Source organism: Ferruginivarius sediminum, assembly GCF_003344765.1.
In the GTDB taxonomy this organism is placed as follows: Bacteria; Pseudomonadota; Alphaproteobacteria; order Kiloniellales; family Rhodovibrionaceae; genus Ferruginivarius; species Ferruginivarius sediminum.
This window is the reverse complement of sequence record NZ_QPMH01000030.1, coordinates 1-13,674: the sequence shown is the minus strand read 5'-3', so window position 1 is coordinate 13,674 and position 13,674 is coordinate 1. Positions and strand designations below refer to the sequence as shown.

The 13,674-nt window shown below is 65.1% G+C and carries 9 protein-coding genes; 6 read left to right on the top strand and 3 right to left on the bottom strand.

The window, feature by feature from the left end:
• Positions 1 to 11 precede the first annotated feature (11 nt).
• The 3 genes from DRB17_RS18630 to DRB17_RS18620 all read right to left on the bottom strand — a co-directional run bounded on the left by DRB17_RS18630 (position 12) and on the right by DRB17_RS18620 (position 6,236).
• Positions 12 to 2,456: a response regulator gene (locus tag DRB17_RS18630; protein ID WP_114583742.1), complete on the bottom strand. Its 2,445-nt coding sequence runs from the start codon at positions 2,454 to 2,456 to the stop codon at positions 12 to 14.
• A gap of 7 nt (positions 2,457 to 2,463) precedes the next feature.
• Positions 2,464 to 5,187, bottom strand: a complete 2,724-nt coding sequence (locus DRB17_RS18625; protein ID WP_114583741.1) for an ATP-binding protein — start codon at positions 5,185 to 5,187, stop codon at positions 2,464 to 2,466.
• Positions 5,188 to 5,297: 110 nt separating this feature from the next.
• Complete coding sequence (locus DRB17_RS18620; RefSeq protein WP_206607950.1) at positions 5,298 to 6,236, bottom strand: GlxA family transcriptional regulator; 939 nt, start codon at positions 6,234 to 6,236, stop codon at positions 5,298 to 5,300.
• A 107-nt stretch (positions 6,237 to 6,343) separates the two neighbouring features.
• On the opposite strand from DRB17_RS18620, the gene DRB17_RS18615 reads away from it, so the two are divergent.
• From DRB17_RS18615 to DRB17_RS18590, 6 genes are all read left to right on the top strand, one after another.
• On the top strand, positions 6,344 to 7,594 hold the full coding sequence (locus tag DRB17_RS18615; RefSeq protein ID WP_114583739.1) for a sarcosine oxidase subunit beta family protein: 1,251 nt from the start codon (positions 6,344 to 6,346) through the stop codon (positions 7,592 to 7,594).
• Between the two features lie 13 nt (positions 7,595 to 7,607).
• Positions 7,608 to 7,895: a sarcosine oxidase subunit delta gene (locus DRB17_RS18610; protein WP_114583738.1), complete on the top strand. Its 288-nt coding sequence runs from the start codon at positions 7,608 to 7,610 to the stop codon at positions 7,893 to 7,895.
• A complete protein-coding gene (locus tag DRB17_RS18605) occupies positions 7,892 to 10,912 on the top strand; it encodes a sarcosine oxidase subunit alpha family protein (protein ID WP_114583737.1) in 3,021 nt (1,006 codons plus the stop codon). The genes DRB17_RS18610 and DRB17_RS18605 overlap by 4 nt, the downstream gene beginning before the upstream one ends.
• A complete protein-coding gene (locus tag DRB17_RS18600; protein ID WP_114583736.1) occupies positions 10,905 to 11,474 on the top strand; it encodes a sarcosine oxidase subunit gamma in 570 nt (189 codons plus the stop codon). The genes DRB17_RS18605 and DRB17_RS18600 overlap by 8 nt, the downstream gene beginning before the upstream one ends.
• 385 nt (positions 11,475 to 11,859) lie before the next feature.
• On the top strand, positions 11,860 to 12,177 hold the full coding sequence (locus DRB17_RS18595) for a hypothetical protein (RefSeq protein WP_241503896.1): 318 nt from the start codon (positions 11,860 to 11,862) through the stop codon (positions 12,175 to 12,177).
• Positions 12,178 to 12,521: 344 nt separating this feature from the next.
• Complete coding sequence (locus DRB17_RS18590; RefSeq protein WP_114583735.1) at positions 12,522 to 13,586, top strand: DNA methyltransferase; 1,065 nt, start codon at positions 12,522 to 12,524, stop codon at positions 13,584 to 13,586.
• Positions 13,587 to 13,674 lie beyond the last annotated feature (88 nt).

Below are 13,674 nucleotides of genomic sequence, written 5' to 3'. Positions count from 1 at the left end.
CAATCCTCGTCTCAAGGCTCCGCCGAGCCGTCCGGCGCTTCGCCGCCACGCGCGGACCCCGCGCCGATGACCCGGGAGAGTTCCTCGATCTGAACCGGCTTATAGAGGATGTGCGCCGCCGCACCGTCGAATGTATCGACAAGGTTCTCCGCCGCGTAGCCCGTGGTATAGACCACCTGCAAACCCGGTCTCATCCGAACCGCGGCATGGCCCAATGCGGTTCCGCTGATCCGGCCCGGCAGGACAATGTCGGTGAACAGCACATCGATATCGTCGCACTCCCGCAGTATATCCATTGCCATCTGACCGTCCGGCGCTTCCAGCACCCGGTGACCGAGCCGGGTGAGAAGCCGGTGCGTCAGCCGACGGACGCCGGCCTGATCCTCAACGACGAGGACACGACGACCGGCGGCCGAAATTTTATCTGCCGAAGCCACCTGTCGGGCCGCGGAAGTCTTCTCTTCCGAAGCTTTTGGGAAGTAGAGCCGGGCGGTGGTGCCGCGCCCCGGCCGGCTGTCCAGCTCCAGATGGCCGCCGGACTGCGTGACGAAGCCATAGACCATGCTGAGGCCCAGCCCACTGCCCTGCCCGGCCTCCTTCGTGGTGAAGAACGGCTGCACGGCGCCGTCCAGGACGTGGGGCGGCATGCCGACACCCGTGTCCGTCACCGACAACAGGACATGGGCACCGGCCTTGGCATCGTGATGCCTCGACCTGTCCGCCCAGTCGATAATGGCATTCCCCGCCTCGATCCTGAGTGTCCCGCCCTCCGGCATCGCGTCGCGGGCGTTGATCGCAAGGTTCAACAGGCTGGCCTCGAGCTGACTCCGGTCGATCCTCGTGGGCCACAGGTCCTGCGCCAGATCCAACTCGATCGCGATACGGCTTCCGAGCGTCCGCTCCAACAGCCGCGACATGCCGAGCACCAGTTCGCGGATGTCGGTTACCTGCGGACGAAGCGTCTGCGCACGGCCGAAAGCAAGAAGCCGGCCGGTCAGATCGACGCCGCTGCGGGTCGCGTCGATCGCCTCGTCCAGCAACTCCCTGAATTCCGTGCCTTCACCCGCGTCCTCCTGGAGCAGGCGCAGGTTTCCGAGGATGACGGCGAGGAGGTTGTTGAAGTCATGCGCCACGCCGCCCGTCAGCTGGCCCAGCGCCTCCATCTTCTGCGCCTGTCCAAGGCGCTCCTGGGCGCGCCGGCGCTCGGTCACGTCCGTCGTGATATTGCCGACCCCCAGGGGCCCTCCCTCGCCGTCGGGCACGGGAAACTTGGTGATGAGCAGCCACTGCTTCGTCCCTTCGGGACCGCTCGTCTCGACCTCATGAGTGACCGTCTCGCCACGCTGCATGACGGCGGCATCGGAGGGTACATCGGGCGAAACATCGCTTTCCCCGTCCTCGACCCCCTCGAACCACTCGTCGAACCGCGTGTTGGTGAGAAGGTATTCGCCCCGCGGATCCTTGAGCGAAATGGCGGAGGGCGAATGCTCGACGACCTTTCTCAAACGCTGCTCGCTCGCGGCGAGCCGTTCCTTCGCCTGAACGGCCACAAGCACCTCGGCCCCGAACGACGTCAGGATCCGGGCCAGCTCGATGTCCTGCGCGGTGAACGCCGGCCCGCCGGGACGGTGAGCCAGCACGACACCCAGTGGCGCGTCGTCGTTGTCCAGCAATGGAAAGGCCAGGAACTGAGCGTTTTCCCGTCCCGGCAGACCGGCGACGACCCCGGCAAGCTTCGATGCGTCCGCGCTCAGTGCCGGACGCCTGCAGGCAAGCGCATCGCCGAACAAGGGCGCGGGCGGCGGGGATAGGGGAATCTCGCTCTCGTAGCCTTCGCCCCTGTGCGCCTTCATATCCAGGTGATGGTTACGCCGGGCATAGAGGACGCCTTCGTCCGCCCCCAGGTCGTCCAGCACCAGGTTGAGAAGCAATTCATGGAGGGCCGCCGGCTTGGAGCAGCGGGACAGCTTGCGCAGACTGGACAGTATCCCGGCAAGGCGTGCATTGAGATGTTGGAGTTCACTATTGCGAAGCCGGACGGCCGCTTCCGCTTGCTCCCGCTCCCTGGCCAGGCGGTGGCGCTCGAAACAGCGGCTAAGCGTCGAGAGCAGGTCATCCGTGTAAAACGGCTTGCAAAGATAATCGTAGGCCCCTTGCTTCAGCGCCTCGATCGCGGTTTCCACCGAGGCGTAGGCCGTCATGATCACGTTGACGATGGCAGGGCATCGCTTGCGGAGTTCGGGGATCAGTCCGACGCCGTCGGCATGGCCGAGGATAATGTCGACGAGCGCCACCGAAACGGTTGCCCGTTCGACGAAAGCAAGCGCCTCGTCGCCGGAATAGGCCGCTGCCGCGCTGTAGCCTTCCAGGCGCAGGAGCTGCACGAGGCTATCGGCAAAGTCCCGGTCGTCGTCGATAACCAGAATATCGCACTCGTTATCGCTGTCCGGTGTCAACGCGGCCTCACAGTGCTTTTGAACCTGGTTTGGTTCGCGGGACGCTCTCTCGATCGCTCGCTGCCGACAGCGCTCGCTCGCCCAGCGCCGACGACCAGCGGGGCAGGATCATCGTGACAGTGGTTCCCCTACCCGGTGCGCTTTCCAGCTCGATGTTCCCCTCGTGCTGTTCGACGATGCGCTTCACCAAGGGCATGCCAAGGCCGACGCCGAACGGCTTGGCGCTGTAAAGCGGCTCGAAAACCTGCTTGCGGACGTCGCCGCCCATGCCGGGGCCGTTGTCGCTGACGGCAATGGCCACACTGGTATCGCACGCCCAGGTGCGTACAAGGACATCCCAGTCGGCCGCTTCCCGGCCGTCCGCCCCCTGCACGGCCTGAACCGCGTTCTGCAGGACGTTGACGAACGCCTGCCTCAGCTTGTCGGCATCGACGAGGATCTCGACCTCGCAATCGAGTTCCATGCGAAGGCGCACGTCCTCGTGGGTATCGAACTCGTCCACCTGCCGGGCCACCCAGTCGTCGACGGCCACCGTTCGAAGCGTGTTTTCCCGCTTGCGTGAAAATTCCAGCAGTTCCTCGATGATGTGCGTGCAGCGCCGCACATTGCGCTGCATGCGCTCCAGTTCCTGGCGCACCGGCGTATCGGCGCGCTTAAGGTGGTGGGTCAGGACGGACACCGAGGTGGTCAACGTGCCCAGGGGATTGCGAAGCTCGTGACTGACGGTGCCCGTCAGCTCGCCGATCGTGGCCAGCCGCTCGTTCCGCGCAAGTTCGTGGCGTGTCTTGTGAAGCTGCTCCAGCGAGGAAACGAGATCGCGTTCCGCCAGTTCCCAGCTTTCGTGCGACAGGACAACCCACCAGGCGGCAATGCACAACAGCGGGATCATCGCGATGTAGACGCGCAGCAGCAGGCTGGCGTGGCCGACGTCGTCCACGCCCGTGCCGACATCGATCATGCGGTAGACCAGCAGGAAAAGCGCCGCCGTCACGACGGACAGGATGAGCAGGACACCCAGGAACTTCGCCAGCCGCTGGCCCATATGCGGTGCCACCTTGCGCGTGAAGTAGCGCCCGACATAGCGGGACTTCTTCTGCAGCAGGTCGGCGACAGGCTTCTTGCAGCTATCGTGGCAATGCGAATCGAGGCTGCAGCAGAGCGAGCAGATCGGCCCCTCGTAGAAGGGGCAGTGCGCCATGTCATCCGACTCGTAAGGGTAGGAACAGATGCGGCAGCGCACCGTGCGGTCCGGGTCTTCGCCGGCACTTCCCTCGGCCGGATGCGGCTCGCGGGCGATATAGTAGCCCCCCTTGGTGGCGAACCCGACCAGGATCGCCACCGCGAACGCGATGAAGAACGACAGCGGTGCCGAATAGGCCTCGGCAAGGGGCCCGAACAGACCGGCGAAAGCGGACACGGAAACGACCGAGGCAATGGCCATGGCGCCGCATCCCACCGGATTGATGTTGTAGAGATGGGCGCGTTTGAACTCGACATAGGAAGGACTGACCCGCAACGGCTTCAAGACCACGAGATCGGCGAAGACGGCGCCAATCCAGGCGATCGCCACGTTCGAGTAGACGGCCAGCACGACTTCGAGCGTCTCGAAGATGCCAAGGAGCATCAGCAAAAGGGAAATCAGGATATTGAAAACCAGCCAGACCACCCGTCCCGGATGATAGTGGGTGGCGCGGGAAAAGAAGTTCGACCAGGCCAGGGAGCCGGCGTAGGCGTTGGTGACGTTGATCTTGATCTGCGAAATCAGGACGAAGAACGTTGCCGCGGCAAGCACGATAGAGGGGTCGTCGCTGACGTACTCGTAGGCCTTGATGTACATGTGGATGGGCTCGACCGCATTCGTATGCGCGGTGCCCGCCCCGACGGCAAGCACGGCGAGAAGGCTTCCCGCCAGAATCTTCAGGCCGCCGATGACGATCCACCCGGGCCCGGCGGCGACGACCGCCGTCCACCAGCGCAAGCGGTTTTCCGCCGTCTTGTCGGGCAGGAAGCGCAGGTAGTCGACCTGCTCGCCGATCTGCACGACAAGCGAGAACAGAACCCCCGTCGCCGCCCCGAAAAACAGATAGTTGAAGCCCGGCTGCTCTCCGGGCCGCGCGAAAGCAACCCAATCCTGCAAGACATGCGGCTGTTCGTAGAATATGAAGACGAACGGCAAAACCAGCATCAAGCCCCAGATCGGCTGTGTGATGATCTGCAACCTGCTGATCATCGTTACGCCCATGAAGGTGATCGGAATAATGACCATCGACGAGATCACATAGCCGAACACCAGCGGCACATCGGCATAGATCTTGAGCGCCTGCGCCATGATCGCCGCTTCCAGCGCGAAAAATATGAACGTGAATGAGGCATAGATAAGCGAGGTGATGGTGGACCCGATGTACCCGAATCCCGCACCACGCGTGAGAAGGTCCATATCTATGTTGTAGCGGCTGGAGTAATAGGCGATCGGCAGGCTTGTGACGAAGACGCAGAGGCAGACCACCAGGATTGCCGGAAACGCGTTAATGAAACCGTAGTTGAGCGTAATCGCCCCGCCGATCGCCTCCAGGGCCAGGAACGAGATCCCGCCAAGCGCCGTGTTGGAAATGGAAAATCCCGACCAGCGCCGAAACGACCTCGCGGCGTAGCGGAGCGAGTAGTCCTCCAGAGTCTCGTTCGCGATCCACGACTTGTACGACCGCTTCGCCGGTATCGCTGGGGATTTCATGACTATGTGCGAGCGCGTCCCTGCCAATGGGGTCGATAAAGCTTAGGACCGCGGCACGTCGGAATACAATAGCATTGCCCATGATTTGACATTACTCCGCCAACGGCAATTCAGGTGCGCAGTATCGAGGGCGCGTGTCCAAAGAAATCGCGGAATACTTTTGAGAAATGAGCCGAGTTCGCGAAGCCGGTCGCAAGCGCGATTTCGGTAAGCGAGAGGGTCGATTGCTCCAGCAGGTTCCGCGCCTTGTCGAGCCGCAGTTTTCGATAGAATTCCATCGTGCGGCAGCCAAGCTTCTCCCGGAACAGCCGGTTGAGCTGACGCGGCCCGACACCGGAAAGCTGCGCGAGCTGGGCCAGTTCGAGGGGATCGGCAATGTGGTTCTCCATCGCCTCGATCGCCTGGATGACAGCGGGGTTGGTCGTCCCGTGGCGTTCCACCAGACCGGCCCGCTGCGGTCCGCCGGAAGGACGTACCTCCGTATGCAGGAACCAGTCGCTGACCTGCCGGGCGAAAGCCGGCCCTTGGTGCTCGGCGATAAGTGCGTGCATCATGTCGAGCGGCGCGGTGCCGCCGGCACAGGTGATGCGGTCCCGGTCTATGACGTAAAGCGTGCGCTCGACCATCAGTGTCGGCGATATTTCCGCCAGGGCGGGGGCGTGCTCCCAGTGAACGGTCATGCGCCGGCCTTCCATCAGGCCGGCAAGAGCCAGGATCACCGGCCCACCCGAAACCCCGCCAAGCCGCACGCCGCGCCGGGCCAACCCGCGCAGCCAGTTGAACGCACGCTCGTCGCGGAACACGGCCGGATCGCCGCCCGCCACCACGAGCACCAGATCGAAATCGAAGTCGTGCCCGAGCTCCGCCGAGGCCTCGACAACCGCGCCGCCGGAACTTACGGCGCGGGCACCCGCCGCCGGCACGTGACGGACCTCGTAGACCGTCCCGCCGGCAAGCAGATTCGCCGCCCTCAGCGGTTCCACTGCCGCGGCGTAGGACATCAGCGCGAAGCCGTCGATCAGGAGAAAACCGATCCGATACGCGGACACGGATTTAATGGTTCCGACCATAACCGACAAGATAACGTCTTTTGCAAAAAAGTCGATGACGGCGGACCGGAGAGACGATTGGTCCGAACCGGAAGGGGCGCGACACAATGCGGTATTCGGCACTGAAGATCCTGAAAGAGGGGCTTACCGGCAACCGGGGCTGGAAGCCGGTCTGGCGCGAGCCGGAGCCCAGGGCGGAATATGACGTGGTGATCGTCGGCGCCGGCGGGCACGGGCTGGCGACGGCGCATTACCTGTCAAAGGAATTCGGCGTCACGAACGTCGCCGTCCTCGAAAAAGGCTGGATCGGCTCCGGCAATGTCGGGCGGAACACGACGATCATCCGCTCCAACTACATGCTGCCGGGCAACGAGCCGTTCTACGAGTTTTCGCTGCAGCTCTGGGAAGGGCTTGAGCAGGACCTGAACTACAACGCGATGGTCTCGCAGCGGGGCATCCTGAACCTCTATCACAGCGACCCGCAGCGCGACGCCTTCGCGCGGCGCGGTAACGCCATGCGCCTGGCCGGCGCCGACGCGGTGCTGCTGGACCAGGCTGGCGTGCGCGAGATGTGCCCCTTCCTCGATTTCGACAACGCCCGCTTCCCGATCAAGGGCGGGCTGTGGCAGCCGCGCGGCGGCACGGTCCGCCACGACGCGGTCGCCTGGGGCTACGCCCGCGCCGCCGACAGCCGCGGCGTCGACATTATCCAGAACTGCGAGGTGACGGGCTTCGACATCGAGAACGGCGTCTGCCGGGGTGTCGAGACCTCCAGGGGGCGGATCCGCGCGAAGAAGGTCGCCGTTTGTGTAGCCGGCTCCTCGGGCCGGCTGATGGAGAAGGCGGGCATTCGCCTGCCGATCGAAAGCCATGTGCTGCAGGCCTTCATCTCGGAAGGGCTGAAGCCGGTGATTCCGGGGGTGGTGACCTTCGGCGCCGGGCACTTCTACGTCAACCAGTCCGACAAGGGCGGGCTGGTGTTCGGCGGCGACCCCGACGGCTACAACAGCTACGCCCAGCGCGGCGGCCTGCCGGTGGTGGAGGACGTCTGCGAGGGCGGCATGGCGATCATGCCGATGATCGGGCGGGCCCGGCTGCTGCGGATGTGGGGCGGCATCATGGACATGTCGATGGACGGCTCGCCCTTCATCGACCGCACGCCCGTCGATGGCCTCTATTTCAACGGCGGCTGGTGCTACGGCGGGTTCAAGGCCACGCCGGCCTCGGGCTTCTGCTACGCGCATCTCATCGCCAAGGACGAGCCGCACCCGACCGCCGCCGCCTACCGGCTCGACCGCTTCCGCCACGGCGCGATGATCGACGAAAAGGGCGTGGGCGCCCAACCGAACCTGCACTGAGGAGGACCGGCGCATGATCATCAACCATCCCCTTCTCGGCCCGCGCGACGCGGCGGAGTTCGTCTATCTGGGCGACGCCTCGCTGATCGACCGCCCGGACTGGGAGGACCCCGACGCGGCCGAAAAGTATTACGAGTATCTCTATCTCCGAGACAACCCGGCCGGCTTGCACCGCGAGCTGTGGTTCCACGAGCAGGGCGACCGCTCCTGGCTCGTGGTGACCCGCAACACGCTGACGCACGAGATCACCAACGTCGAGCTCGCGCGCGATGTCGCCAAGGCTCAGGGACGCAGCAGATGACCGATAAACCCATCAATGCCCCGACCGCCACGCTGCGCGAGGCCCACGGTGGCGGAAGCGCCACCTACGTCGAGCAGCCCAACCGCCTTGCCGGCGGCCTGGTCGACCACGGCCGTGCGCTCAACTTCGACTTCGACGGCAGGGTGCTGCAAGGCCATCCGGGCGACACCCTCGCCTCGGCGCTGTTGGCCAACGGCGTGCGCCTGGTCGGGCGGTCGTTCAAGTACCACCGCCCGCGCGGCATCTTCACCGCCGGCTCGGAGGAGCCGAACGCCCTGGTCGAGCTGCGCCGCGGCGCGCATCAGGAGCCGAACACGCGCGCGACCACCGTCGAGCTGTTCGACGGCTTGGAGGCCGGCAGCCAGAACTACCGCGGCTCGCTCGGCTTCGACCTGCTGGCGGCGAACGACCTGTTCTCGTCCTTCCTGTCGGCCGGCTTCTACTACAAGACCTTCATGTGGCCGCAGGCGTTCTGGGAGAAGGTCTACGAGCCGCTGATCCGCAACTCGGCCGGCCTCGGCCGGCTCTCCGGCGAGCCCGATCCCGACAGCTACGACAAGGGCTTCCTGCACTGCGACGTCCTGGTGATCGGCGCCGGCCCGGCGGGTCTCTCGGCCGCGCTGGCGGCGGGCCGCGCGGGCGCCCGTGTCATCCTCGCCGACGAGGACTTCCGGCCCGGCGGCCGCCTGAACGCCGAGACGCTGGAGGTCGACGGCATGTCCGGGGCCGACTGGGCGGAGCGCGCGGTCGCCGAGTTGGCGGCGATGGACAACGTCCGCCTCATGACCCGCACCACCGTCCATGGCGTCTTCGACCACGGCATCTTTGGCGCGCTGGAGCGGTGCACCGACCACCTGCCCACCTCCGGCGGCAAGCCGCGGCAAGTGCTCTGGCGTCTCTACACCAAGCGCGCGGTGCTGTGCGCCGGCGCCACCGAGCGTCCCATCGCCTTCGGCGACAACGACCGTCCCGGCGTGATGCTGGCGGGCGCCGTGCGGGCCTATGCCAACCGCTGGGCGGTGACGCCCGGTCAGCGGGTCGCGGTGTTCACGAACAACGACGACGGCTGGCGGACGGCGGCGGACCTGTCGGCCCGGGGGGTCGAGGTGACGGCCGTGGTCGACCCGCGCAACACCCAGCCAAGGGCCGAGATTCCCGGCGCCGCGATCAGGATGGGCGATGCCGTCGCCGGCACGCGCGGCCGCAAGGGCCTGAAGCAGATCGAGTTGGCCAGCGGCGGGACCATCCCGGCCGACTGCCTGGCGGTCTCCGGCGGCTGGAACCCCAACGTCCATCTGACCTGCCATCAACGCGGCCGGCCCGAATGGCGCGAGGATATCGCGGCCTTCGTGCCGGGCAAGGATCTCCCTGTCGGCTTGACGGTCGCCGGCGCGGCGAACGGCTCGCTGTCGCTGGCGGCCGCCCTTCTTGACGGGGAGACGCGTGCCCGCGAGGCGGTGGAGAGTCTCGGCTTCAAGCCGGCCAAGCACACGCCGGCGAAGGCCGAGGACGAGGCGGTCGAGCTGACGCCCTTCTGGCACGTCAAGAAAGGCCGCGCCCGCGCCTGGGTCGATCACCAGAACGACGTCACCGTAAAGGACGTCAAGCTGGCCCACCAGGAAGGCTTCCGCGCGGTCGAGCACCTGAAGCGCTATACCACGCTCGGCATGGCGACCGACCAGGGCAAGACGGCGAACGTCCTGGGCCTCGCGATCATGGCCGAGTGCACCGGCAAGAGCATCCCGGAGACCGGCACGACGATCTTCCGGCCGCCGTATTCACCGGTGCCCATCGGCGCCTTCGCGGGCCGCTCGCGCGGCAAGGACTTCCGGCCCTTCCGCCTGACCCCCAGCCACCATTGGGCCGAGGAGCAGGGTGCCGTCTTCGTCGAGACCGGCGCCTGGCTGCGCGCCCAGTGGTTCCCGCGTCCGGGCGAGACCCACTGGCGCCAGAGCGTCGACCGCGAGGTCGAGATGACGCGCGGCTCCGTCGGCATCTGCGACGTCACCACGCTCGGCAAGGTCGACATCCAGGGCCGCGACGCCGCGGAGTTCCTGAACAAGGTCTACATCAACGGCTTCGCCAAGCTCGCCGTCGGCAAGACCCGCTACGGGCTGATGCTGCGCGAGGACGGCATGGCGATGGACGACGGCACCACCGCGCGCCTGGGCGAAACGCACTACGTGATGACCACCACGACGGCGAACGCGGGCGGCGTGTTCCGCCATCTGGAATTCTGCCGACAGTGCCTGTGGCCGGACCTCGACGTGCACCTGATCTCGACCACCGACGGCTGGGCGCAGTACGCGGTTGCCGGGCCGAACTCGCGCAACCTGCTGCGCAAGATCGTCGATCCCGAGTTCGACATCTCGAACGAGGCCTTCCCCTTCATGGCCTGCGCGGAGATCACCGTCTGCGGCGGCACGCCGGCGCGGCTGTTCCGCATCTCCTTCTCCGGCGAGCTGGCCTACGAGATCGCGGTGCCCGCGCGCTATGGCGACTCCATGATCCGCGCGCTGATGGCCGCGGGCGAGGAGTTCGATGTGGTGCCCTACGGCACCGAGGCGCTCGGCGTCATGCGCATCGAGAAGGGCCACGCCGCCGGCAACGAGCTGACCGGCCAGATCTCCGCCCAGAACCTCGGCATGGGCCGCATGGTCTCCAAGAAGAAGGACTGCATCGGCAACAAGCTGTCCGAGCGCCCCGAGATGAACCGCGAAGATGGCTTGCGCATGGTCGGCTTCCGCCCGGTGGACCGCTCGCGCTCGCTGACCGCCGGCGCGCACTTTATCCCACGCGGCGCGGTCGCCAGCATGGAGACGGACGAGGGCTGGATGACCTCGGTGGCCTATTCGCCGGAGCTTGGCCATTCCATCGGCCTCGGCTTCATCAAGCGCGGCAGCGAGCGCATGGGCGATATCGTCCGCGCCGTCGACCTCGTCGGCGACAGCGACATCGAGGTGGAGATCGTCTCGCCCCACTTCGTCGACCCGGAAGGAGAACGGCTCCGTGTCTGACCTGACCCTCACCCCGGCCCCGGCGCTCGGCGGATACCGCGAGCGCTTCGAGGGCGTCCAGCTTGAGGAACTGCCGAACCTGGCCATTGTCTCCATCGCCACGCCGCGCGGCGGCGAGGCCGAGTTCGCCGCCGCCATCGAGAAAGCCTTTGGCGTCGCCGCGCCGAAGCCTGGGCACTCCAGCCTGTCGAAGGACGGCCGCACGCGCCTCGTCGGCATGGCCCCCGACCAGACCTTCGCCGTCTTCACGCACGACGGCCCCGATGCCCGCCAGGTCATCGACGGCGCCCTGGATGGCGCGGGCTACACCACCGACCAGACCGACGTATGGGTGTCGCTGCGCATCGACGGCCCGCGCGCCCACACCGCGCTGGAGCGGATCTGCCCCATCGACCTGCACCCCGACGCCTTCCCCGAAGGCCGCGCGGCGCGCACGGTCATGGAGCATCTCGGCACCATCGTCCTGCGCGACGGCGCCGATTCGTTCCTGCTCCTCTCCGCCCACTCCTCGGCCGAATCCTTCCTCCACGCCGTCGAGACCTCCATCCGCAACGTGACGTGAGGCATCCGGGCATGTCCTGAGAAGCCGCCCTCGCCCCGTAACCCGCCAAGTGGTTTTGCCGGTCGTGCCGGTTGGTTTTGGCTGGCGGGTTCGGGGTTGGGGCGGGTTCGGGGTTGGGGGTCTTTCTCCGACAGGTCTTGAAGGTCGCACCCGCCTGCGCGAACGCTGGCCGGCGTTGGTGAAGTCCACCTGACCTCCTGACATAACGCCGCGCACCCCCGCATCCCTCACCGCGCGGGGCGTGCATCGCCCGTGTATGCTGTGCTAACTTGCGACTCCGAGGGGGAGCGCAACGGACATCCGGATACCCTGCAACCACTGGGCCTTCACCAGCCGAGGCCGCCCAGCGGCACACAATATTCACGAGCGAATAGGTGAGTAAAACATGTCGGACGAACAAACGCCCCAGCCGTCCCAGCCCTCGCAGCCGTCACAGCAGGACAGCCAGCTTCGCGCGCAGGTCTTGCTGTCGAACAAGAAGTCGCAGGGCATAGCCTTCCTGCTTACGCTGCTTTTCGGCCCGCTGGGGATGATTTACGCCACGGTCGTCGGCGCCATCGTGATGTTCATCGTCAATGTCGCCGTGGTCATATTGACCTTTGGCCTGGGCTTCCTCTTGACCTGGCCGATCATGCTGGCCTGGACCTACTTTGCCATCCGCGGCAAGAACGAAGCCATCGACCAGCAAGTCCTCTCATCGTAGCACCCACGCGCCGCCCTGGCCGGCAATTCCGTGCAGCGGGGGACAATTCGGACCCGTCTCCCTGTCGCCATTCGACTTGCGCAAGGCAGCGGGCGCATCTTAGTCTGCTGCCGTAAAAGGCGGCAATGTCAGCTCAAATTCAGGGCGTTCGGCATTACCGTCACCAGCTGAAAAGTAAGAGCGACTATGAGAAACGCCGCACGAGCGATCCATCCTCCCATGTCCGGCATGCCGCCTCGCGTTTTGCTTCGTACGTCGCGACTCGGCGGCGCCAGGTTGAACCGGCGCTCGGGCCCGACAATGGCGCCGTGGTCGGCAAATATTGAGAAGAGAGAGGTTTCACGGTGTCGCGACTGACAGATCTGATCGCACGGGCGAAGGCGAAGGATCGGGCTCTCGGGGAAGAACTAGAGCATGAGTTCAAGGCGCTGGCGTCGCGGCGCGCATTCGGCCTCAACTTCGAACGGCATCGCCCCGAGAGCGTGGAGTTGCCCGGCCGGCCGATCCGCCGTGGCGACAAGGTGCGCGTCCTGCCACCCCGCGGATCGACGGCGAAGGGTGATCAGCGTCTGTGGAAGGTGCTTCGCATCGAGGAGGCGGACGGAAAGCGGACGGCACATGTCTCACTGATCGATGCCGGCGAGCCCGAGACGGTCGACGTTCCTGTCGATGACCTGGTCGTCGTGGCGGAGTTTCGCGACTACATCTATCCCGGGCTTGTGAGCACGGGAAGGGTCGAGCGCGGGGGCGACAAGCCGTATCACACCGTGATCAACGGCGAGAATTTCCATGCGCTGGAAGCGCTGACCTATACGCATCGTGGTACAATCGACGCGATTTACATCGATCCACCCTACAACACTGGCGCACGTGACTGGAAATACAACAACAATTACGTGGAAGGGGAAGACCTCTATCGCCACTCCAAGTGGCTAGCCTTTATGGAGCGTCGGCTAAACCTAGCTCGTGACCTTCTAAATCCGGAAAGCAGCGTTCTGATTGTCACAATTGATGAGAAGGAATTTTCACGACTTGGACTCCTGCTAGAGCAAATATTCCCGCAGGCTGAAATCCAAATGATTACTAGTGTCATCAACCCCAAGGGCACAGCGCGCGCCAATGAGTTTGCGCGTATCGATGAGTACATATTCTTTGTAAAAATAGGCAATATATCAATTTCTCGTTGGCGGTGGGATATGCTTACCGCACGGGATTATGGGGAAGATAAAGAAGTCAGATGGAGAGGCCTAGCAAGAACCGGAAGGAAAGGCCTTCGCAGCAATAACCCTGGTTCGTGGTATCCGATTTATGTTTATAAAGACGGCTCTGGTATCCATTCAATCGGTGACACTGTATTGGTCGGAGAGCAGGAGCCAGCCGATGCCCCTAGCAGGACGCTGAAAAAGTAGCTGACGCCGGCGGTTTGGCGTGATTCCCTCCGGCATGGACGAACGCGGGAGGGACGGATGCGCGGGGACGACGGCCGGTCGGGCAGCC